Consider the following 23,089-nt stretch of genomic DNA (forward strand, 5'->3'; position numbering starts at 1 on the left):
TTCTAATTTTGATATACCCGCAATATTTCAATCTGTATCTTAAAAATTATTAGGTATATAGATTTTATAATTTTTTGATCAGAGCGTGCGTTTTTCTTCTGGCGTTACACCGCCGAAATCATTAATCGTTTTCCAGGTCACTTGATTGATGTTTTTAATAGGGACATCCCAAATTGCTTGTTCAAAAGGCGGAATCATTCCAGCGGATTGGATTTCATAATTTTTTGCACCATTGCCGGCAGATAGCTCAGAAAAAGAGACATAGTAGGGTGTTGGGTTTTCGGCGATCAGTTTATGTCCATCAGTTTTGAACTTCAGTTCTTTATAAACCATGCTGGCGTTGTCCGCTAAATTGGCTGGACGATAGAATAATTTAAACCGAGATTTCACTGTGATTTGCAACTGGTTTTGTTCTGATTTGGTTGTAGCAGGAATAGATTTTATGTTAAGCCAGAACAAGGACTCTCTGTCATTTGGTAAATCATTTCCAGATTTAACAATGCGTAAAATGTTCTCATTTCCAGCGGTTAATTTAAAAAGCGGGGGAGTGATAATAAAAGGCACTTTAGTTTCAGTTTCATCATGTTTGCCTTGAACCCACGATTGAATGAGATAAGAAATATCAGTTTCTGGGTTGTTAATAGAGATGGATGCTTCTTTTTGATCACTAATATAAACAACGCGTGTACCACCAATGACAACACCCGCAAGAGCAATATTGGTACTGAAAATGCAGATAAAAATAAGAATTAAAATTCGAAAGTATTTCAAAATGGTTGCTCCAAACAATAAAATTTTTTCCAATGCACTTTGTTTTTATATTTATTAACAAACAGGCATATTTAGATTGTCTATATATTGTTTTGGCTTCCTTGCCGTGAATTCCATTGGTTATAATAACTTAGTTAATAGTACTTAAACTAAATAGTGCCTTAACTATATAGATAACTAGGTAACTTAGTTATAGGTGATAGTGAAGTTAGCTACTGCATCACCCGAACCAGGAGTCACTTTATCAGCTGTCGCTATATACTTGGCAACAAAATTCATCTCATCAACTTTTTGGCCGCTCAATCTCTGAGGACGAGAATTTTCAGCCATATTAATTCTTGTGTTACCATCATTTTCATAAAGAGCAATAGCGACACCCTGCGCAACACTCTCACCATTACTATTGTTTAATGCCAAAAGATAACTACTGGCTCTATCCGTTTGACCATCAAACTTGACCTGTGCATGTTTAACATTTGCTGGGCAGTCGGACAATTTTATACTAAAACGGGTAGGGGCGGAGGTACTATAAGTCCCATTGAATGCATTTGAGCTGATAGTCCCCATATTTACGGTTTGATTAGCTGAGCTTGAATCAATCTTACACGCAATATCGGTAATCTTTCCCGTAAACTTGATTTGTCCATCGGCAGCGTGTGCTGTGGACATAAATACAGATGATACAAATAAAGATGAAATAAGTAATTTTGTTTTCATTTTTTAATACATCCCATCTCAGACGAACTTATTCGACAGAGAAATAAATTATTAAGTTAACGTTAAGGCTGTACGTTAATACAGCAAGTGGATTGCTTAGGTTTACATCTGAAAAAACAACAAATAAATAACAATAATTCCTATTTCCTTATTAAGGATAAGGTAAAGAATATAGTAGCGAGTAATTAACAAAGATTAAAATAATAACTCGACTAATCTCATTATTCAGAGTTTTTAAATTGTTAAGCTATTATTAATAGAATTGTTATGCATAAGGTATGGTTTTTTTCGAATGCTAATGAACTTTTATTCTGTTTTATAAGATTTACTATTAATTGATGATATCCTGTAAAAATAAAGATGATGTAAGCTACACATATATATGTGTTTTGTTTTTTTTGCTATATCTTTAACTAAATGTTGTTTATTTGTAACCGATATTTGTTTGCATGGTTTTATATCAATCATTCTGATTATGTCGGTTGTTAAATCTATCCTTAAATCAAATTAAGGAAATTTTAATCCATACAAAGTTAACTTAATATTATTAACACTTTTCAGATAAACACCTATTCACAGAAGAATTATCATTTCACCCAAAAATACCGACCCCGTAAAAATAGAATTAATTCTTATGTATTGATCATGTAATGATCTATATTTCTTATTTTAGTTACAACATACTTGTAATCATTATCTCCAACTCTAAACTATCACACTTCACCCAAACTCAAAAAATTTACTAATAAACCACTTTCCATAAGAATAATTCAGGCTAAAAAGAAGGGGGTTTTGTCAAGAAAAAGGCTATCTAAAGATAAATGTGATATATCTTTAGTAAATAGAGGAGAAATACGTTTCTCCTCTTAAACTACCCACTTGAGTGTAAACTAAATTAAGATTAAAGCTGTTTTTCTTTATCAAAACAATCTGATGATGTGAATTACTATCAGTGTATTAACAACCACATAGATGGAATCGCTATCAGAAACAAAACCACCATGGATGATTTTTCCACTACATCCAAAGGGGGTTTTTCCTGATCTTGTTTGCGTGCATACAAAAAAACCAACAATCCGGGGACATATAGCACAACTGACAGCATAAGATTCATTAAACCAGAAGCATACAGTAACCATAACCCATAAACACAAGCTCCTAAGGCAATAGTAAATAAAGCTCGACTACTACGCTGAAAAGCAACCTTCATTAAAAATGCACCGACAAGAAAGTAGGGCACAAGAATCATTTCTGACGCTATGGAAAGCAATGTATTGTAATTGCAGCTACTTAACCAAATTAAAATCAAAGAAAGTTGAATTGCACTGTTTGTGATCCAAAGTGATGACTCAGGTGCTTTTTTACTATTTTGTTTATTGAACACTTTGGGGAATGAACCATGTAAGGAAGCAATGAATGATACTTCTGCCGCCATGATTGTCCAACTCAGATATGCACCACAAACAGAAATGATCAAACCCGTAATAATCACAATTTGACCAGAGGAACCCATTAATCCTACCATCAGCGTTGCCATTGAAGGATTGCGCATGGCTGCTAATTCAGGTCTGGAAACCAATCCTAATGAAAGCAGAGTAATCAGCACATATACCCCTAATGCAGAGATAACAGCCAATACGGTTGCAATACCAATATCCTTGCGTTTTTTGGCTCTGGCTGAAACAACAACTGCGCCTTCAACACCAATGAAAACCCATAGCGTAATTAACATTGTGTCTTTAACTTGCTGCCAGACAGGAATGCCCATTTCAATGCCACTGAAATCAAAAGAGAACACATCCATTTTAAAGGCGATGACAGCTAAGATAATAAACATGCCCAATGGCAATAATTTTGCCATTGTAGCCAGCAGATTGACTCCTGCAGCCGTCTGTACACCACGCAGTACCAGCCAGTGAACAAACCACAATAAGATGGATTCACCTATCAAAGATTGCCAAGTATTGCCATCACCAAAAATTATGGAGTGTTCGGTATCAGTGAAAAAACTTAATGCAGCAAAGACGATAACCAAATAAGAAACATTGGCAATAATGGCACAGAACCAATATCCCCATGCAGAACAAAACCCAACTAACTCTCCAAAACCCTCTCTTGCATAAGTAAAAATGCCGCTATCCAAATCAGGGCGAAGTCGTGAAAGTAAAAGTAAGGAAGTGGCTAAAAAGAGAATACCTATGCCTGTTATTCCCCAACCAATCATTAATGCAGCAGGGCTACCTACCTGTGCCATATTTTGCGGCAAACTGAATACACCGGCACCGACCATAGAACTGAGTACCAGTGCTGTCAGAGACGTCAGGCCTAATTTCTTTTCCAAAGATACGTTCCTAAAAATAATATAATCAACACGATTAGCCAGAACAGTTGTCCTGAATATCGAATACATATTGGACATTTATTGCATCCATGCTATGGATTGCAGGAAAGATTTAGTAGATAAATCTAAAAACAGGGCGATTCTACGGAGTGAAAGGATTGTATGCAATGGTTGACTATGCAAAAAAACATAAATTTTATGCATAAGATTGTGTTTGTCACTGAGAAAACAAATTAAAAATAATTTTCCAAATGCGTACTATTACCTTAATAAACATGGAAAATTCAAAAAAAACCAATAAAGAAGGCACAAATGTTCTTTATGCCTTCTTTATGAACTGCTGAACTACACGATTGTGATTATTTGAATAAATCTGCACTGATGGTAACGTTACCACCATTAGACTGCCATTCTCTAGTGATATGGTAGTATTTTGCTCCTTTCTCTGCGGCACGCTTAGCAATCTGATAAGAAACCTCAGGTGCGGTAGTGTAATAACCAGAGAAGGTAACAGAGTCAAATGGAACCATCTGAGCTGCTGATGCCTTATTTAACTCTTGAATCTTTATACCATTAGGTAAAGTTACCGTGTAACGTCCACCTTTTGATGACTGGGTTTCAAAAAATTGACCAACCACATTGCTTGTTGAAGTCGAAGAAGCAATGCCCGGAATTTCGACTTTCCTGGCTTCTTCTCCACCTTGTGCCAAAGCTTGGCGCCCTGATTCAGAATCGGCCGGAATCACGGCTTTATTAGATTGAACCTTACGTTTTGGCGCATCTTCTTTATAAACATATGCTGTGACTATTTGGTTGCCGCCATTATTTGGTGCGATATCACGAACAATAAAGAAAGATGCTGCATCTTTCTTTTTCGCCGCTTTAGCGATGGCTTCTTTCAGGTCAGGATCAGTAGGGAAATAACCATTTACTGTTACAGTATCGAAAGGTTCCAAAGTGGTTGCTTCTGTCTTAGGTAACTCTTTGATGCCACGATAGATGCGATAATTAGGTGTTTTATCTGCTTTTTCTGCATCTTTATGGTACAAATCGGCTACAACACGTAAATTACCACGTCCATTGAGATCGTCGAGACTTTGGATGTAAAAACTCTCAGCGCCTTTTTTATCCGCCTGACGGGAAACCGCATCAGCAGCTTCATAAATTGCATTAAAACGCCCAGTGACTGCGATCCGCTCAAAGGGTTTAAGCTCTTCGGCTTGTTTTGGAGTCAATTCTTTAGCCGCATGTGCAGCAGTAATAGTAGTAGTTAAAATAGTAGTTAACGAGAACACCGCAGTAGCGATGATCGTTGTCTTCAGCTTCATAAAAAATCCTTTCGCCTTGCGCATTAAAATATTTATAACGTGCTGAACATTGTTATGCATCACATAGATCGCAATTATTACATGTAATAATGCTAATTGTCGCAAGAAATTATGCCTTCTAAAGAAACGATTACTAATTTTTAGTATATGACACTGAGAATTTTAATAAATATAGTAAGTTATACGAGCTGAATAATTGTTTACATTAACAGGTTATTTTGATTTTTCTGACTTTATCATGATAATTCGTGAATATAATTTTCATTACGTTACTATTTTATATTCTATTGATAGGTTTTGCTGATAGTAGAAATAAAATCAATCTAATCGTTAAATAGGCTTCAACAAGGTAATAATCAGTAATATTTCATTCTTAAAGAAGGAAACATTATGCACATTGGTGTACCAAAAGAGCGACTTTCCAACGAAGCACGCGTTGCTGCCACACCATCGACCGTGGAGCAATTGCGTAAATTGGGATTTAACGTCACAGTTGAAACGGGAGCAGGGCAACTTGCCAGTTTTGATAATATGGCTTATCAAAAAGCAGGGGCTGATATAGCAGAAAGCCACCAGATTTGGCAATCAGATATCATTTTAAAAGTAAACGCCCCTGAAGATGATGAAATTGCATTGATGAAAGAAGGTGCTACGCTGATTAGTTTTATCTGGCCAGCGCAAAATTCGGAGTTAATGGAAAAACTTGCAGAGCGCAAGATTACTGCTTTGTCCATGGATGCAGTTCCACGAATTTCTCGTGCTCAATCTTTAGATGCTCTTAGCTCAATGGCGAATATTGCTGGTTATCGTGCCATTGTTGAAGCTGCTCACGAGTTTGGTCGTTTTTTCACGGGGCAGATTACAGCAGCAGGCAAAGTACCACCAGCCAAGGTGATGATTATTGGAGCAGGTGTTGCTGGATTGGCTGCCATTGGGGCAGCAGGCAGCCTTGGTGCGATTGTCCGTGCTTTTGATACACGTCCGGAAGTTAAGGAACAAGTACAAAGCATAGGAGCTGAGTTTTTGGAATTGAATTTCAAAGAAGAGGCAGGCAGTGGCGACGGTTACGCAAAAGTGATGTCAGAAGCCTTTATCAAAGCAGAAATGGAATTGTTTGCTGCACAAGCAAAAGAAGTCGACATTATCGTTACAACTGCCTTGATTCCGGGAAGAACTGCACCACGGCTTATTACAAAAGAAATGGTTGATTCCATGAAACCTGGCAGCGTGATTGTTGATCTGGCTGCCCAAAATGGAGGCAACTGTGAATATACGGAGGCTGATAAGCTAATCGTGACACCAAATAGCGTGAAAGTTATCGGTTATACCGACTTGCCTAGCCGACTACCCACTCAATCATCACAACTCTATGGAACAAACCTCGTCAATTTGTTGAAACTACTGTGCAAAGAGAAAAATGGAGAAATCGTTGTTGATTTTGATGATGTCGTTATTCGCGGTGTCACTGTCATTAAAGCAGGTGAAATCACATGGCCCGCGCCACCGATCCAAGTTTCAGCTCAGCCAGCAACGGCCAAACCGACATCAGCAAAAAAAGAGGAAAAACCGACAGAAAAGCCCAAATCTTCGTGGCTGAAGTATGGAATATTCGCGCTAGCAATAATCCTGTATGGCTGGTTGGCACATGTTGCACCGAAAGAATTTTTATCTCATTTTACCGTTTTTGCCTTGTCTTGTGTGGTGGGATATTACGTTGTCTGGAATGTCAGCCATTCATTGCACACACCATTGATGTCTGTCACCAACGCTATTTCCGGAATTATTGTGGTTGGGGCCGTACTACAAATTGGTGAAGGGGGATGGGTGAGTTTCTTCTCATTCATTGCCGTGTTAATTGCCAGCATCAATATTTTTGGTGGCTTTACTGTCACCCAACGTATGCTGAAAATGTTTCGTAAAGGATAAGGGGTAACTTATGTCAAACGGAATAGTTACAGCAGCATATATTGTTGCCGCCATTTTGTTCATTTTCAGTCTTGCCGGGCTTTCCCGCCACGAAAGCGCCAAACGCGGTAACATTTTTGGCATCGTTGGTATGGCGATTGCTTTGATTGCCACTATTTTAGGGCCTGATACGGGTAAAATGGGTTGGATTATTTTAGCGATGGTCATCGGTGCGGTCATTGGTATTCGCCTCGCCAAAAAAGTCGAAATGACCGAAATGCCAGAATTAGTTGCTATCCTGCACAGTTTTGTCGGTTTGGCAGCGGTTTTGGTTGGTTTCAATAGCTTCATTACCCATGATATTTTCGCCACTCCCATTATGGAAAATATTCATCTGACAGAAGTCTTCCTTGGGGTATTTATTGGTGCCGTAACATTTACTGGCTCGGTTGTGGCATTCGGTAAATTGCGTGGAAAAATCTCTTCTAAGCCATTGATGTTGCCACACCGCCATAAACTTAATCTGGCAGCATTGATTGTATCTCTGATATTAATGTTCACTTTTATAAAAACAGAAAGTGTTGGCCTACAAGTTTTCACTTTACTGGTGATGACAGCCATCTCACTCGCTTTTGGCTGGCATTTAGTTGCTTCCATTGGTGGGGCGGATATGCCTGTCGTTATTTCCATGCTGAACTCATATTCAGGCTGGGCGGCGGCTGCGGCAGGTTTCATGCTAAGTAATGACTTGCTGATAGTCACTGGTGCATTAGTGGGGTCTTCGGGAGCAATTCTTTCTTATATTATGTGCAAGGCGATGAACCGTTCTTTTATCAGCGTCATCGCTGGCGGTTTCGGTACAGATGGTGCTTCATCCAGTGATGAACACGATATAGGAGAGCATCGTGAAACAACAGCGGAAGACGTTGCTGAACTGCTGAAAAACTCCACATCAGTAATTATTACACCAGGCTACGGCATGGCAGTTGCACAAGCGCAGTATCCCGTTCATGACATCACAGCGAAATTGCGTGATAAAGGTATCAAAGTTCGCTTTGGTATTCATCCTGTTGCGGGACGTTTGCCGGGGCATATGAACGTACTGCTTGCAGAGGCTAGAGTTCCTTACGATATTGTCTTAGAACTGGATGAAATTAATGATGATTTTTCTGAAACCGATACGGTTTTAGTCATCGGAGCAAATGACACCGTAAACCCGGCCGCTCAGGAAGATCCTTCAAGCCCTATTGCTGGAATGCCGATATTGGAAGTTTGGAAAGCCCAAAACGTCATCGTGTTTAAGCGTTCTATGAATACAGGATATGCTGGGGTACAAAACCCATTATTCTTCAAAGAGAATACACAAATGTTGTTTGGTGATGCTAAAGAGAGTGTAGAAGCAATTCTTCAAGCTTTATAACTGCTATGCCTAATAGATTTTAAGCATTCTAAATAACCAAGAGCTTCATGTTATAACGCGAGGCTCTTTTTTATTATATTTTCATAAAACTTAATGCCTGGTAACATTGGTTCACCGCCATGCCATATAAAATGGATTTTAGCTAGATCGTTAATTGTCTCTTATGTATACAGTTCCGGGTTATAACTCAGCTCGCATATGATATTTTGTGGCATATTTATATAGAAAATCAAGCCTAGGTTACATAGATGAAATATACAATTTCATGCTAAAAAAACAAGTTACCATTTATTGTTATCCCATTAAATAAATCAGGGAACGTTGTAGATAATTATACAGATCTAGGATTAGATCCTGATGAATACTATATACCTTGGAGTAAATTATACGACAAATGGTTTTATGCAGCCCCTGAGAACTGTATATTTATTTCTGATTTTGTAAGAAAAACTCAGACAATATTAGCAGGAAGAGCCGCAGATTGTCTAGGAATATCTCAATGCGGTAACACTACTTTCTCTGTTGATCCTATAGGAGATGTATATCTATGTGCAAGCTTTTCTACCCAACCTGATATGAAATATGGCAATCTTCAGAATAACTCCATTCTAGAATTAATGACTGGGACACGGGCTACTTTGTATAGGATAGCAGTGTGGCCGAAAAGGGCAGGGATGCAGCTACCTGACGGGAGTGTTCCTGATTCACCGCCCGGTAAAACCGGGCTTTAAAGCTGTCCCATTTCGCTTCTCCTACCGCGAATCGGGTCAGCCTCGATTGCTGGTCAATCTCTCGCTGTAGTGTATAGCCAACTTACTTTTGAATTCATCACTATCAATAAACAGGAGTAATCATCAGTAAAATTAATGTGACGAATATCTAATTTATTTATGAAAAACTTACCAATAATGTGATTATTGTCCAATTTATACATTGATACTATTACTAAATAGTCTTAACTGTTATATACATTATTATGAATAGTATACTGATTCCAGAGTGGAAGGATAAAAGTATGTACTCATCTTATGATGTATTAATAGTATTAAGAGGTTTCTTCAATATGAAGAAATGGTTTAATATTGACACTGAACTTGCCTTCTTTTTCCCTCAGAAATAATACCTGTTTTATTTTACTCTATCTATTTTGATTTCGCTTTTTTTGTTCATGCAAAAAGAGTCGGAAATTTTTATTTAATTTCATATTAAAGGTATTGTTATGGCTAAAAGAATCGTAGAACCGTTCCGCATTAAAATGGTAGAAAATATCCGTATTCCATCAAGAGAAGAGCGTGAAGCCGCATTAAAAGAAGCCGGTTATAATCCATTTTTACTTCCTAGCAGTGCGGTATATATTGATTTATTAACCGATTCCGGCACAAATGCGATGAGTGACCAGCAATGGGCTGCGATGATGACGGGTGATGAAGCTTATGCGGGTTCCAGAAATTATTACGATTTAAAAGATAAGGTAAAAGAATTATTTGATTACGATTATGTAATTCCCGCTCATCAGGGACGTGGAGCGGAAAATATTCTTTTTCCAATATTGTTAAAGACAAAACAACAAGAAGGTAAAGCAAAAAATCCCGTTTTTATTTCTAATTTCCACTTTGATACAACCGCTGCACACGTAGAATTAAATGGTTGTAAGGCAATTAACATTGTCACTGAAAAAGCATTTGACTCTGAAAATTATTATGATTGGAAAGGCGATTTTGATATTGAAAAATTAAAGGCCATTATTGCTGAACACGGTGAAGATAATGTGGTTGCCATTGTATCAACGGTGACTTGTAATAGTGCAGGAGGTCAACCGATCGCAATGAGTAATTTAAAAGAAATCTATGAAATAGCCAAACAACATAATATTTTTGTAGTCATGGATTCTGCCCGTTTCTGTGAAAACGCCTATTTTATTAAAGAGCGCGATCCTCAATATAAAAACGCAACAATTAAAGAAATTATTCTTGATATGTACAAATATGCTGATGCATTAACCATGTCGGCGAAAAAAGATCCATTACTAAACATCGGCGGATTGGTATGTATTAAAAATGATGAAAATATCTTTACTTTAGCAAGACAACGTTGTGTTCCTATGGAAGGATTTGTCACCTACGGTGGACTCGCTGGGCGTGATATGGCAGCAATGGTTCAAGGATTAGAAGAAGGAACGAAGGAAGAATATCTGCATTATCGTATCGGTCAGGTGAAATATTTGGGAGATCGCCTGCGGGAAGAAGGCATTCCTATTCAGTATCCTACTGGAGGACATGCTGTTTTTGTCGATTGTAAAAAATTAGTTCCCCATATTCCCGGAGATCAGTTCCCTGCACAGGCTATTATTAATGCACTTTATCTGGAATCAGGTGTGCGTGCGGTAGAAATTGGCTCGTTTCTTTTAGGGCGTGATCCGACAACAGGAAAACAGAAACATTCTAATATGGAGTTTATGCGTCTGACTATTGCTCGTCGGGTATATACCAATGACCATATGGATTATATTGCAGATGCGTTAATTGGTCTGAAGGATAAATTCCAATCCCTTAAAGGGCTTGAGTTTGAATATGAGCCTCCGGTATTAAGACACTTTACGGCCAGATTAAAGCCTATCAAATAACCATTATTAATAACGGCTCTCGTGCAATACGAGAGCCTTATCCTTATTCTATTAAGGAAATAACAATGAGCCATTTAATTAATAAAGAACCCTCAATTACTGTAGGAGGTTTTGTACTGGGTGGTGCAATGATAGGGGCCGGAATGGGTTCTCAATCAGTGCGGTCTTTTGCTCATTTTTAGGCGTCGCAATTGGTTTATTTGACTATATATTATCCACGTTTAATTTTAAGGATAATTCTGACGGGAGATTGAAATCAGCACTGATTTGTTTTGCTCCTCCACTATTGTTATGTATGTTTTTTCCAAACGGATTTTTAATTGCTATTGCGTATGCTGGTATGGCCGCTTGCATTTGGGCGATTATCTGTCCGGCAGTGATGGCTTTAAAAGTCCGAAAAAAATTTCCTGAGTCTGGTTTTACAGTATGGGGTGGTAAGGGATTAATTTATACAGTCATTGCATTTGGTATATTCGGTATCATTTGCCAATTATTGGCACAGTTTAATTTATTACCTATCTACCGCTGATTGGCTGCTGTAACTTTCATGTTAGTCAACGTGGTCTGATTTGAATTAAAAATCAAGCATCTTCAATAAGAATTGATATAAACAGGATCTGAATGCACAAGAATTTTCCCCGGAAAACCGGACGATAGATGCGTTATTTATTTCTCCCTTTGGGTTTAAAACCGTGTTCGAAAAGTAACGATAAAACCGAACTGACAGGAAAGTTTAGATTTTATCAATAAGTTACCTATCTGGTTTTGCAAAGACTGATTTCTACGAAAGTGGACATTTTGCTGGTATGGCGCGCGTGTTGGGTATTGCTGTTGCTGTCTTTCTTGCCTGGCGAAAAATGCCATTGATTGTGGTGATTTTAGTTGCAGAAATTGTAACGGCGCTACTACGCTACGCAGGAATAAGTTAAAAAAATATTGTTGGACATCCATATAGTGTCGTTGTGCCAAAACCAAATAGCTGCATTCATTTTACTGGATGTCCACCATTAGAGATAAATCATCACGAATAGTAAAACTCTCAACATTGATTTAGCAAAATCCGTCACCCTGCATCCATCTATCTATCTTGCAACTCTGCCAAACCCCAAATTTAAATCAGTCCTTTTACAAAAATTTAAATTAAATGTGAGATTATGCAACCGCAATATAATACCTAGCTGGGTATTAATAGCACAAAACATAAACAAGCATGCAACACAAAGAAGAGCGACAAAGGAATTACCCAAATGAGTAATAATAAGATCCATAGCGATCATAACGCCCTCCCACCTGCCATTCTGAAAGCCAGAAAGCTAATAAAATGGATTCTGATTGGTTTTCCGGTAACGTTTTTTGGGTTACTGCTGCTACAGTCTGCTATCAACATATCCCCGCCACCGAACTGTTAAATAATCCAATGGAGATCCTCTTCTAATTATAGATTACATTGTTAGCCCAATGCCTTACGATTCAGTCGATTATGTAAATTCAAATTTTCACGTTCAACTAGAGAACCGTTAATGGTCAGATTATCCGATTGCCTCAATTCTGGAATAGCTGATAGATAGACCTCAATGGGAATTTATTGTTTATAAACAAGTAATTATATTTACATGGAGATATTGAATCCATTCTACTTATTAAAAGAACCATTTGAAAAAGTAAGATTTATTGAATAAGATAGCGTGAGTGATTAGCCGTAATTTTTACGTAACTCAATCATTAATACGCACTCAGGTTGAGCAAAAAACACACTATCAGGAATAGGAAAATGGAAATGTCTGTTCCGTTCAAACGCTATCTATGGATTATGTTTTGGCGAACTATAGACATTGAAGTCGGGAGACAGCTTTGAACAACCATAATCAAAATAAAGATAACCACGAAAATAACGGTGATAAAAAATCATTGACTGTACTGACCGACTCTCAACAAAAGCAGGGTATGTTGATGTCGTTAACTGCACCGGGAAAACGAATATACGACAATCCTGCAATTGCATATCTTGTCAGCCTTGGTTCAAAACGTAGTCGCCAAACTATGAAATCTTTTCTGGATATCGTGGCAAAAATGTTGGGATACCAAAATGTACAAGATTGCACTTGGCACGCACTTCGTCGTCATCATGTTCAAGCAATTATGGAAATGCTTTCAGATTCAGGTAAAGCACCCGCAACAATTAATACTTATCTTTCTGCGTTGAAAGGTGTTGCATTGGAAGCATGGACAATGAAACAACTCGATACCGACTGTTTTCAGCATATAAAACAAGTGCGATCTGTCAGGGGAAATCGGTTGCCAAAAGGTAGGGCGCTTGAACGTTATGAAATAAAAACTTTATTTTTTACCTGTGAAAATGATATCAGCACAAAAGGATTACGTGATGCAGCTATCATTGGTGTGCTTGTTGGGTGTGGACTTCGTCGTTCAGAAATTGTTTCACTCGATATGAAACACATTATTCGTCGCGAGCAAGCGTTAAGAGTTATGGGAAAAGGTAATAAAGAACGGTTGTCCTATATGCCGGAAGGAACATGGGAACGTTTAACTCGTTGGATAGATGAAGTACGCGGGGATCATTCAGGCCCACTTTTTACCCGAATTCGTCGCCATGATGATGTAACCGATAACCGTTTGTCAGACCAAGCAATTTATCACATCCTTGAGTCACGCAGAATAGAAAGTGGGCTGGAAAAATTTGCGCCACATGATCTGCGCAGAACATTTGCATCAGCTATGTTGGACAATGGTGAAGATATCGTAACCGTCAAAGATGCGATGGGGCATTCAAGCATCACTACAACCCAGAAATATGATCGCCGCGGAGATGAACGTTTAAAGAACGCAGCCCGAAATCTCAATTTTTGATAAAGTAGATAGTCTCTATTTTACTAAAACAGAGAGCTTTTCTCATATATTCAAAAAAGCTCCTATATCAGGAGCTTTTTTAGTTAATATCCATCTATCATTTATCTATCAACAAGCTCTTATCACTTATTGATCAAAGTTAAACCCCGTCACTCTTCTTCTACCTTGATCGGGCAAACAAATCCATCAGGTTTTATAGCCAACAAATCACATTTAAGTCGATCGATAACATGTTCTGCTGTATTACCAAGAAATGCGGCTGACAGCCCAGTTCGGCCAAGAATGCCTAAAACAACTACACCTGCATTTAATTCATCACATATCTCAGGAATTATTTTTTCTGGTACGCCTTCATGAACGTGGGTTTGCTTTTCATCGATATAAAATTTCTGCCGCAATTCTTTCATGGCGATCAAATGTTGACCGCGCAATGCCTGATTATACACATTAGGGTCAAAATCAGGCAGCTCAGTTGCTATGTTTAAAGGTGCGACCGGATACGCGCTGACAAGATGAATCAAGGGATCTTTTACAATTCGGTTGGCAAGGTCTTGCGTTTCACGTACTAATTTCAGATTCAGTTCATTATGGTAAGGTTCTTCATTGGATAAATTAACAGCAACAGCAGCAGAACCATTTTCTGGCCATACTTGATCTTTTACCATCCAGACCGGACAAGGACACTTACGTAATAGGTGCCAGTCAAGAGGAGTAAAAATCATGGATTCCAACCGAGAGTGTTGATGTGCCATTTTCAATAATAAGTCATGATTTCCATTGATAATTTCTTGAATGATGGCTTCATAAGAACGGTTATTCCAAACCACTTTGATCTCAATATCAATGTCTGATTCGAGATAGTAATGGGCTTGCTGTTTTATCCAAGCGACTCGTTGGCCTATTACACCTTTTCGCATTGCACTTCTTTCTTCCGGAGAAAGTAAAGTGGTCATTTCATATGAAAGGTCATAAATAGGTAAAAACGCTTTAATTCTCCCCCCATTACGTTGCACGATATAAACTGCGCGCCTTAATGCGGGTTGATCATCCTGATTGGGATCAATTGCAACCAAGAGGTTTTGGTAGTTTGCCATATTGAGTTCCTCGCAGAGTCTGGATGCCTCTTTCATATAGAAAGATAAACCAATATAGACAACTATAACAGGCTAAAAGTATGCCAGATCAGCAAAATATAGTGATCTGGCTTAAAATTTAGCTAACGCTAGCACACTTTAGCTGGAGACTTTCCGGCCAATTCAGTCAATTTATCCATATTTTCGACTGCGATATACTTACCTTTAACAGCCAAAATACCATTTTTCTGGAAACGGCCAAGTAGGCGGCTAATTGTTTCAACAGTCAAGCCTAAATAATTACCAATGTCGCCGCGTGTCATGGTAAGGCGGAATTCACGAGGCGAAAAACCACGCTGTGCAAAGCGGCGTGACAGATTGTAAATAAAGGCAGCCAGTCTTTCTTCAGCATTCTTTTTGGAGAGCAACAGTATCATTTCTTGGTCGCTTTTAATTTCTCCACTCATCAAACGCATCATCTGTTGGCGAAGATTAGGCATTTTCCCAGAAAGATCATCCAATGTTTCAAATGGGATTTCACATACCATTGACGTTTCCAAAGCTTGGGCAAAGCTTGGATGTTCAGTATTTATGATGGCATCAAATCCAACTAAATCACCAGCAAGGTGAAAACCTGTAATTTGTTCGTCACCTTCTTCAGTAATAGTATAGCTTTTGATAGTCCCAGAGCGGATGGCATAGAGTGATTTCAGTGCATCACCAGCCTTAAATAACGTTTGTCCTTTCTGAATGGGTTTCTTACGCTCAATAATATTATCAAGCTGGTCAAGTTCATGTTCATTTAAGGTGAAAGGAATGCAAAGCTGGCTAATGCTACAATCTTGACAGTGGATTGCACAACCACCAGATTGAATCCGACGAATAATATGTTTTTCCGGGATCATAGAAGATGCTCATTAGAAGTGATTGATATGCGTAAATTTAACATATTTAGGTTGTTCTGATAAGAGCTAGGTATGTCCATTAATCTCGATATTTATCATCACTAGCGAAAAAGTGAAATTTTTTTGGGATTTATTTCGAATTTACATAACATCTTAGTTGCTCGATATAATATATTAAACAAAATAAAATTTAATTAATAATATATGGATTCAATAGGCGTAAGTGATTAAGAATTCTTTCATGGTGATTATATATTATTGCAATAGCATTCTAAACTTACTTCCTCAAGAGAATAAGAGATAATCCATTGATTGAATATAAGAAATTTTATTCTGATTGGAGCATTTCCTATGCTCATTGCTGTGCTGAAGTGATCAACCGATATACATTTTTTATTATGTGAAAAGTATGATAAATAATTCATACTATCTTGATTGATTATCCCACTTTTTTCGCTTTTAGTTCCGCATAACAGAAACTGTGACGTTGTCACAGTTTCTGTTATTCATGGAAATTCCCACCTTTATAGTTTTATAAAGAAATATTTTCAGGTAAATACTATAAGATATTATTCTCATTTCTTTGTGGTAGCGCACAAATTTAAAGTTAACTATTAACTTATTATTAATATACTAAGAGCAATGTTTTATATATATAAATAGATTGATTAGAAATATGTTGCAGAATGTTTTTTACGCAACGATCGAAAATCAAACAAAGTATTTTCAGTTAGTTATTGTGGGTGTTTTATCACCGTCGCAAGACATTCGCCATTAAAACAGAAAATAAAAACAAATTATTAATAAATTTTTTATTTACAACAAAAAACAAAGAATCAATTAAAAGGCTGTGTGATTATGACTAAACCATTTCATCCGAATTTAAATGTAGATGCGTTATTTTTGGGTCCAAAATCAGAGAACGCTGTTTTTTTTAGAGAGATGATGGATTATGCGGTTAGCGAACATATGCATTGGCGCTCAGGTTTCCACCCTGAAGATACTACTTTAGTTACATCCGTTGATCGCTACGAACATAACTATAGAGAAACACTTTATCGCACAGAAGGGATCTTAAACCAGCTATCTGCAAAATTGAAAAACACATCTATTCCTTTCTTTTCTCCTCGTTACCTCGGTCATATCAGCAGTGATACCCTAATGGTTTCTAATCTTGCCTACGTTATGGCCATGATGTACAACCCGAATAACTGTAGCTATGAAGCATCCCCGACAACAACAGAACTAGAGCTTGAATCAGGATTAGACCTCTGCCGCATGTTTGGCTATAACCCTCAACAATCCTGGGGGCATATCACTTCTGGCGGCACAGTGGCTAATTATGAAGGGGTGTGGGTAGCCAGGAATTTAAAAACATTGCCTTTTGCAATATCTCAACATCCTAAAGCAAAAGATCTGATCAGCCATAAAACATCCCGGCAATTGAAAAATATGCCAACCGCTGAAATTTTGGATTTGATTACTGAACTGAAAAAACGTGGACTCTTTGACGAAATTCGCGATATGACATGTCGTGGTACGGGAGTTAAAGCGGAAATTCTGGGCAAGTTATTGGTTCCACAATCCAAACATTATTCTTGGATGAAAGCAGCAGATATTTTCGGGATTGGTCAGGAAAACATTATTCCCCTACCTGTCAATGAAGATTATCAAACTGACGTTGCTCAAATGCGAAAAATCACCTTTGAATTAATTGAACAAGGTAAACCCATTTTGGCAATGGTTGCTGTAGTAGGAACGACTGAAGTTGGTGCAATTGATCGGATTGATGAAGTTGTTGCATTGAGGAAAGAATGTGAAGAGCGTTATGGTGAGTCATTTTATATCCACGTTGATGCTGCCTATGCAGGATATGCGTGTTCCATGCTACTGAATGAGAAGGGAGACTTTATAGAATATGATGAGCTGACCAATTACCACCAGTCGGTAGGGATCATGCCGGAAAATATCAGCTGGCCGAAACCTGAAGTCTACCAGAGCTTCAAGGCATTGAAAGAAGTTGACTCGATTACAGTGGACCCGCATAAAGTTGGTTTCATTCAATATGCAGCGGGTGCCATCTGCATGAAAGACAAGCGTATTCTCGACCTGATTTCTTCTCATGCAGCGTATGTATTCGAAGAAAATAATGATAAAACGAATACCATCAATCGGGGAATTCTTGGTTCATCCATTATGGAAGGTTCAAAATCGGGAGCAACAGCTGCGGCACTTTGGGCTGCTCATCGTTTATTACCTTTAAATATTAATGGATACGGGAAAGTCATTGCTGCTGGCATCGTCACAGCCCAAAGGTTATTGAGTAAATTGGCAAATTTAGCGCCAATAGAAATCGGTAAACATCGATTTGAAGCACATATTTTTCCATCCCCTGATTTTCATATGATCAACTTTACATTCAAAGAAATTGGTAGCGATAGCCTGAGCAATCATAATGCTCTCAACAAGCGTCTATACGAACTTTGCTCATATTCTGCGGGACGTGCTTATACCAACGATTTTCTCACATCATCAACTATATTAGATTATAAAGAATATGGTGATACGCCATGGCTCTATGCAGAGAAATGTGGTTTTAATCGTAATGAATGGGAAGAGGTCCGCAATATCTATGTATTACGCGCTGCGGTAATGACTTACTGCTTACGCGATGAAGAGCACTTTGAAGAGTTCTGGGAGCAGCTTCAAGCTATCTTTATCAAGAAATTGGACCAGATTGTTGATGAAGAAGAGAAAAAAGCACGGATAAATTTGGGGCTGGAAGTCCCATTTATGGATTGATAAACAGAAATTAGAACATTAATCAACTAGTGTTTTTAGATTGAAAAAATAATAAATTAATCATGATGAGCCTATAAAAATAGGCTCTTTTTACTATTAATTATATGTATTACTCTTGCATTAAATTTTGTTAAAAATAACAAATAAAATTTGAAGAAAAACATCATCACAAAAAGATTTTTATTTAACCAATGATTTTTAATCACCTTAATTGATGAACTATTGAGTTATCATCCCATCCTGAAATGCAAAAAACACCTTTAACACATATAAAAATATGAAATAAATTTCATATCTTTGATTGTTCCGATGAGGTTAATAACTTTTTCATTGGTATTTATTGAAGATAATTAATTGTAATAAATATTAAATATGAGGAATTGTCATGCCATTTACGATAAAACCTCTCAGAAAACATTTTGGCGCTTATGTTGTCTGTGAAAATTTTTCTGAGATGTCAAATGAAGATTACATTATTCTAAAATCACATCTGTCCACTTATGGTTTGCTGATTTTTAACAATCAGAAAATGAATGATGAGGATCTTGTTAACTTTGCACAACATGTAGGAAGTGGAAAACTTGAAGAACCAGCCCGGAAAATCTCTCTATCAGATAACCGGAAATATATTGCTTACTTAACCAACTTACGTGATAACAAAGGAGAACAATTAGGTTTTGCTGGTAATGAAACAGATTTTTGGCATTCAGATCAAGAATTTCGCTTCAATCCAGCGTCCGTCAGCATACTTTACAGTGAAGTTGTGAAATGTCAGGGAGGAAATACTTCTTTTGTTTCCACTGCTGTAGATCATCTGGAATTTACCCCTGATGAGCTTTCAATATTAAACAAATTGTGGTCAACCCGCCAACCTGCGGCTTCACACGACAATGCTCCTCATATCACCGTTGCTCACCCCGTGATAATTGAAAATGTACGAACAAAGCAGCAATATATTTATGTCAGTGAAAACACCATGGCATTTCTTGATAATAATCAGCTCCTGACACATTCAAAAGAGCTGAAAGAGACTATTTTAGAAAAAATATTATCTCCAGAAAACATTTATTCACACCAATGGAGTGAGGGAGATTTACTTTTATATGATAACAGTCAACTTTTGCATCGCCGTGAATATTTTACTGGGGATAGGTTTATTAAGGCATTGAAAATTCATCCAGATACTTCTTATCAAACTAAAATACCTGGCCGGGAAATAATAGAGGATTAATATGCATATAGAAGAAGAGAAAGAGAAACTTATTAAGCAATTAGTCAGGAAAAGTAACGAAGCATATAGCAAGGAACATAAACTTAAACCCGCAGAGCCAATGTTGATAAGAGCAGGAATTGCTGGAGGATTACCATTTAATAGTTTAACTACTGATGTTGTAACAGGATGTTTACCAGAAAGTATGGCTTGTTATGGCATGTGTTTTTCTGCTGTTTCTAGTTGGGAAAATGGTATCGATTTTGGTAAGCGAGTTGATAATCAATTAGATAAAACTATTTTTCTCTCTGATCTTCACGCCTTGCCTCATTCACAAAAATACATCAGATGTGGATGGAATAGCGATCCATCATGGAACTGGCCCATATCTGCACGAATGACTGAATTGGCACGAGATATGGGGTTGATGATGATATTTATCACCAAAGCCTTTCGTAAAATGTCATTTGACATTATGCAGCGCTTAATTGTAGCTGAAGCAGAAGTAAGGGTTTCGGTTAGTGCGTTAGATACCAAAGTACAGTTGAAACAACGACTAGATTTTATTGAAAAATACCGCAATGCAGGAGGGATCGTAATCCCCATAGTATTAACTGCATTCTTTAAAGATATTGCGTTGATGGAACGACAACAAAATATTGTCGATTGGATGGTAAAACATGACTATCCTGCGGCCGAGAACAGCCTGAGATTCCCTTACAACGCCAAAATTTCTGAGTTAGTCAATACTGATATGGTCAAACCACTGGATAAAGGTAATGAATTCTGGAGTGGTCGCTTGTATCCAGAACAACTTGTTTTTCCCACGACAACGACGATCCCAGAAAATTATCAGGGTATTCATAGTGGTTATCTTTCCACACTACAACTGGATGAAATCCATCAATTATTTATTGATCCAGTAAAAACACATCAAGAAGTTATGCAATCTGATTTGCCTCTAGCCAGTCCCAAAATGTGCGGAGTCTCTGATATGCGCCGCCGTGCCGAAGAATATTGAGAAGGTGTAAAAATGAAAATCAGTGAAGTAGTGGAGTCAGAAAATGGTTCTAAAAAATATTTGCTATCAGCAAATGACTCAGACTTAAGAAAAAGTGTTGAATCAACTTATTTTATGCATACAAATCAACGTTTACCTTATCTTTGCATATCCAGCCAATACGGTTGTGCTGTCGGTTGCGTGTTTTGCGAAACCGGCAGACAACAACCGTTGGGAAACATGACGACAGAGCAAATAGTACAGCAGGTTTTATTGTGCCGTGAGCATTTATTACATTCAAAGGCTCTGGGAGTTAACCAAGAACTCAATACAATATTGTTCGCCGGAATGGGGGAGCCAATGTTGAATTTGAAAGAGATCAGTGGCGCAGTCACTGAGTTCAAAAAACAGTCACTGGCAAATAGGGTGACACTGACAACTGTCGGTATTCGCCATGCGGGAGATAAAATTTATGATCTTCCATTGAATACCATTTCCATTTCGCTCCATGCTACAACCGACGAACAGCGCGATATGTTAATTCCATCAAAAGCGAAATTTGGCATCAAAGACCTTCTTGAGCATTTCTCGACCTATCATCACCATACTGGGGTTCCTGTTATTGTTAATTATCTGATGCTGGAGGGAATAAATGACTCACAAGAGGATTTGGCCCGGTTAAAAGATTTGGTGGATAAAGACACATTTGTTATTAAGCTAAAGTATCTGAATGAAGTTAGTGATATAAATGGAATAACATTGAACCCTTCAGAAAAAATGCCTTCTTTTGACAAAGCACTTACTGAAGCTGGTTTTCGATGCATATCAGATAAAAGTGATGGTACAGAAATTTGGGGTGGCTGCGGACAACTAAAATCTCAGGTTAGGGATATTCGCAGTAAGTATAGGGTTATGTAACGTGTAGCTATAACACTATAATGGCTTGGGTGATTGCTCCCCAAGCCGTTGATTTATTTCTATATAATGAGGTGATATTCGGAGGGTTATTCAATATTTGGAAAGAAACATCCGCGACCTCCTTATCACTAGGATCCACCAGCTTCTGGATTAAATTTAACTTAATTCTAACCATTCTTGTTGAGCTTCACGACCAAGATAAGCATGCCTGTTTTTTGGAGCATTGAAATCAATTGGCATAATGATAAGTTCTCATAGTTGATTGCTTCGAAAGATGATGACTAGATTTATCGTTTTTTATCAATTGACGATAGGAATTATCCCCAAAGAAGCACCCAATCCCATTAAAATGATGCTATGGTTTGTTTTTCTAACATTGTGGCTCTGAGTTTATGGTGAGAGAAGAAAACTGCAATCTCCATAAACCAGATAAGGTGCATAAGGGACATGAAAATTCCATAACCAATTTGTAATCCAATATTAGTTGATGGTGAAACAATTTGAGTAAATGACTTCCTCTGGGATAAATGCTACGTTGCTGAACGATTGGGAAGGGAATAAAGATTTCTTCATTAGGCCAATATTTTATAAATGAAAAATTACGTGGATCTACATTACATTTTTCAAAATATTCAGCGAGAATATCTTCCGCATCTTCCCACGACCAAGGATACTTCCCGGTTGAAAGGCTAGTTTCAAGGGTAAGTTTGGGCTTTTTGAAACACAGAAAAATTGGCACATTGTGATTTGCCTCATACCATGCAAACACTTCGCTCTCTATGTTTGTCCTGTCTACCATAAGCGATCCTTCCGGTTAGCGATAACGTTATATTTCTTGACGGCCTTATAAGTAATAGCCGCTACATCACTAGCGAGTATTACCCAACCCACTAAAGGAATAGTTCGACCCACAAATGTACCGAATTTCTTCGTCATAATCCGTTTAGTGTTTAATATTTAGACGCGATTGAAGTTCCCTGCGTCGCGCCAGCCGGTTTACCTGTCACGGGGACGTTATTCAGACCAATATAAATCACAAATATCCCTGCTATATCAGTGATACCAAAATGATCCAGGGTTTCATCAATCATGATCCAAAAAAATAGCTTTCCGGCGGAAAGATTAGGTGTTCCATCATAAAAATAGGTTCCGTGTAACTACTCAACCGTATCCATGTCTTACTCTTTTTTGTGAAAAAGAACAACTTA

19 protein-coding genes and 2 pseudogenes are annotated in these 23,089 nt (G+C 37.8%); 13 read left to right on the forward strand and 8 right to left on the reverse strand.

The features are described 5' to 3' along the window. Positions 1-78: 78 nt before the first annotated feature. The 4 genes from PSI23_RS06150 to ydgH form a co-directional block, all read right to left on the reverse strand. Complete coding sequence (locus PSI23_RS06150) at positions 79-804, reverse strand: fimbrial biogenesis chaperone (RefSeq protein WP_273554257.1); 726 nt, start codon at positions 802-804, stop codon at positions 79-81. Positions 805-957: 153 nt separating this feature from the next. Then, positions 958-1,488 (reverse strand): fimbrial protein, encoded by a 531-nt coding sequence (locus tag PSI23_RS06155; protein ID WP_273554258.1) that lies wholly within the window; start codon positions 1,486-1,488, stop codon positions 958-960. A 949-nt stretch (positions 1,489-2,437) separates the two neighbouring features. Next, a complete protein-coding gene (locus PSI23_RS06160) occupies positions 2,438-3,829 on the reverse strand; it encodes a basic amino acid/polyamine antiporter (RefSeq protein ID WP_273554259.1) in 1,392 nt (463 codons plus the stop codon). Between the two features lie 359 nt (positions 3,830-4,188). After that, positions 4,189-5,157, reverse strand: coding sequence for a DUF1471 family protein YdgH (ydgH, locus tag PSI23_RS06165; RefSeq protein WP_273554260.1), 969 nt, complete (start codon positions 5,155-5,157; stop codon positions 4,189-4,191). 390 nt (positions 5,158-5,547) lie between these two features. Here ydgH and pntA point away from each other — a divergent pair, with 390 nt between their 5' ends. The 9 genes and pseudogenes from pntA (at position 5,548) to PSI23_RS06200 (ending at position 13,973) form a co-directional block, all read left to right on the forward strand. Then, positions 5,548-7,083 carry a Re/Si-specific NAD(P)(+) transhydrogenase subunit alpha gene (pntA, locus tag PSI23_RS06170; protein ID WP_273554261.1) on the forward strand — a complete coding sequence of 512 codons (1,536 nt, stop codon included), beginning with the start codon at positions 5,548-5,550 and terminating at the stop codon, positions 7,081-7,083. Positions 7,084-7,093: 10 nt separating this feature from the next. Continuing rightward, positions 7,094-8,482, forward strand: a complete 1,389-nt coding sequence (gene pntB / locus PSI23_RS06175) for a Re/Si-specific NAD(P)(+) transhydrogenase subunit beta (RefSeq protein ID WP_273554262.1) — start codon at positions 7,094-7,096, stop codon at positions 8,480-8,482. A 491-nt stretch (positions 8,483-8,973) separates the two neighbouring features. Then, positions 8,974-9,213, forward strand: a complete 240-nt coding sequence (locus tag PSI23_RS23160; protein WP_373567286.1) for an SPASM domain-containing protein — start codon at positions 8,974-8,976, stop codon at positions 9,211-9,213. Between the two features lie 284 nt (positions 9,214-9,497). After that, positions 9,498-9,602 (forward strand): tryptophanase leader peptide, encoded by a 105-nt coding sequence (gene tnaC, locus PSI23_RS23165; RefSeq protein ID WP_370688843.1) that lies wholly within the window; start codon positions 9,498-9,500, stop codon positions 9,600-9,602. 99 nt (positions 9,603-9,701) lie between these two features. Then, positions 9,702-11,105, forward strand: coding sequence for a tryptophanase (locus PSI23_RS06180; protein WP_273554263.1), 1,404 nt, complete (start codon positions 9,702-9,704; stop codon positions 11,103-11,105). 154 nt (positions 11,106-11,259) lie between these two features. Further along, complete coding sequence (locus PSI23_RS06185; protein ID WP_273554303.1) at positions 11,260-11,634, forward strand: aromatic amino acid transport family protein; 375 nt, start codon at positions 11,260-11,262, stop codon at positions 11,632-11,634. Positions 11,635-11,878: 244 nt separating this feature from the next. After that, a pseudogene (locus tag PSI23_RS06190) lies at positions 11,879-12,034 on the forward strand (AzlD domain-containing protein); the annotation flags it as partial. Between the two features lie 318 nt (positions 12,035-12,352). Beyond that, entirely contained in the window at positions 12,353-12,514 is a 162-nt protein-coding gene (locus tag PSI23_RS06195; RefSeq protein ID WP_273554264.1) for a hypothetical protein, read from the forward strand. A 535-nt stretch (positions 12,515-13,049) separates the two neighbouring features. Continuing rightward, complete coding sequence (locus PSI23_RS06200; protein WP_273554304.1) at positions 13,050-13,973, forward strand: tyrosine-type recombinase/integrase; 924 nt, start codon at positions 13,050-13,052, stop codon at positions 13,971-13,973. A 149-nt stretch (positions 13,974-14,122) separates the two neighbouring features. Here the strand turns inward: PSI23_RS06200 and uspE are convergent, their stop codons facing one another. After that, positions 14,123-15,067 carry a universal stress protein UspE gene (gene uspE, locus PSI23_RS06205; protein WP_273554265.1) on the reverse strand — a complete coding sequence of 315 codons (945 nt, stop codon included), beginning with the start codon at positions 15,065-15,067 and terminating at the stop codon, positions 14,123-14,125. 128 nt (positions 15,068-15,195) lie between these two features. Beyond that, positions 15,196-15,951: a fumarate/nitrate reduction transcriptional regulator Fnr gene (gene fnr / locus PSI23_RS06210; protein WP_273554266.1), complete on the reverse strand. Its 756-nt coding sequence runs from the start codon at positions 15,949-15,951 to the stop codon at positions 15,196-15,198. Positions 15,952-16,809: 858 nt separating this feature from the next. Here fnr and PSI23_RS06215 point away from each other — a divergent pair. The 4 genes from PSI23_RS06215 to PSI23_RS06230 all read left to right on the forward strand — a co-directional run bounded on the left by PSI23_RS06215 (position 16,810) and on the right by PSI23_RS06230 (position 21,881). Next, positions 16,810-18,753 (forward strand): pyridoxal phosphate-dependent decarboxylase family protein, encoded by a 1,944-nt coding sequence (locus PSI23_RS06215; RefSeq protein ID WP_273554267.1) that lies wholly within the window; start codon positions 16,810-16,812, stop codon positions 18,751-18,753. A 385-nt stretch (positions 18,754-19,138) separates the two neighbouring features. After that, complete coding sequence (locus PSI23_RS06220; RefSeq protein WP_273554268.1) at positions 19,139-19,984, forward strand: TauD/TfdA dioxygenase family protein; 846 nt, start codon at positions 19,139-19,141, stop codon at positions 19,982-19,984. Position 19,985: 1 nt separating this feature from the next. Next, positions 19,986-20,984: a hypothetical protein gene (locus tag PSI23_RS06225; RefSeq protein WP_273554269.1), complete on the forward strand. Its 999-nt coding sequence runs from the start codon at positions 19,986-19,988 to the stop codon at positions 20,982-20,984. 12 nt (positions 20,985-20,996) lie between these two features. After that, positions 20,997-21,881 (forward strand): radical SAM protein, encoded by an 885-nt coding sequence (locus PSI23_RS06230; protein WP_273554270.1) that lies wholly within the window; start codon positions 20,997-20,999, stop codon positions 21,879-21,881. A 370-nt stretch (positions 21,882-22,251) separates the two neighbouring features. Here PSI23_RS06230 and PSI23_RS06235 read toward each other — a convergent pair whose 3' ends face one another. Further along, the gene (locus PSI23_RS06235; protein WP_273554271.1) at positions 22,252-22,680 is read right to left on the reverse strand and encodes a DUF1493 family protein; all 429 of its coding nucleotides are present in this window, start codon (positions 22,678-22,680) and stop codon (positions 22,252-22,254) included. Continuing rightward, positions 22,674-23,056 (reverse strand): annotated as a pseudogene (locus PSI23_RS06240) (STM2901 family protein). The gene PSI23_RS06235 and the pseudogene PSI23_RS06240 overlap by 7 nt, the downstream one beginning before the upstream one ends. Positions 23,057-23,089 lie beyond the last annotated feature (33 nt).

Origin of the sequence: Xenorhabdus yunnanensis (assembly GCF_028598805.1) — a bacterium.
Taxonomy (GTDB): domain Bacteria; phylum Pseudomonadota; class Gammaproteobacteria; order Enterobacterales; family Enterobacteriaceae; genus Xenorhabdus; species Xenorhabdus yunnanensis.

Excerpts from the sequence above, each read along its gene's own strand:
- uspE (WP_273554265.1), bottom strand. The coding sequence starts at position 15,067 with ATGGCAAACTACCAAAACCTCTTGGTTGCAATTGATCCCAATCAGGAT.
- PSI23_RS06235 (WP_273554271.1), bottom strand. The coding sequence starts at position 22,680 with ATGGTAGACAGGACAAACATAGAGAGCGAAGTGTTTGCATGGTATGAG.
- pntB (WP_273554262.1), top strand. The coding sequence starts at position 7,094 with ATGTCAAACGGAATAGTTACAGCAGCATATATTGTTGCCGCCATTTTG.
- PSI23_RS06200 (WP_273554304.1), top strand. The coding sequence starts at position 13,050 with ATGTTGATGTCGTTAACTGCACCGGGAAAACGAATATACGACAATCCT.
- ydgH (WP_273554260.1), bottom strand. The coding sequence starts at position 5,157 with ATGAAGCTGAAGACAACGATCATCGCTACTGCGGTGTTCTCGTTAACT.
- PSI23_RS06225 (WP_273554269.1), top strand. The coding sequence starts at position 19,986 with ATGCATATAGAAGAAGAGAAAGAGAAACTTATTAAGCAATTAGTCAGG.
- PSI23_RS06215 (WP_273554267.1), top strand. The coding sequence starts at position 16,810 with ATGACTAAACCATTTCATCCGAATTTAAATGTAGATGCGTTATTTTTG.
- PSI23_RS06195 (WP_273554264.1), top strand. The coding sequence starts at position 12,353 with ATGAGTAATAATAAGATCCATAGCGATCATAACGCCCTCCCACCTGCC.
- PSI23_RS06230 (WP_273554270.1), top strand. The coding sequence starts at position 20,997 with ATGAAAATCAGTGAAGTAGTGGAGTCAGAAAATGGTTCTAAAAAATAT.
- pntA (WP_273554261.1), top strand. The coding sequence starts at position 5,548 with ATGCACATTGGTGTACCAAAAGAGCGACTTTCCAACGAAGCACGCGTT.
- PSI23_RS06220 (WP_273554268.1), top strand. The coding sequence starts at position 19,139 with ATGCCATTTACGATAAAACCTCTCAGAAAACATTTTGGCGCTTATGTT.
- fnr (WP_273554266.1), bottom strand. The coding sequence starts at position 15,951 with ATGATCCCGGAAAAACATATTATTCGTCGGATTCAATCTGGTGGTTGT.
- PSI23_RS06155 (WP_273554258.1), bottom strand. The coding sequence starts at position 1,488 with ATGAAAACAAAATTACTTATTTCATCTTTATTTGTATCATCTGTATTT.
- PSI23_RS06180 (WP_273554263.1), top strand. The coding sequence starts at position 9,702 with ATGGCTAAAAGAATCGTAGAACCGTTCCGCATTAAAATGGTAGAAAAT.
- tnaC (WP_370688843.1), top strand. The coding sequence starts at position 9,498 with ATGTACTCATCTTATGATGTATTAATAGTATTAAGAGGTTTCTTCAAT.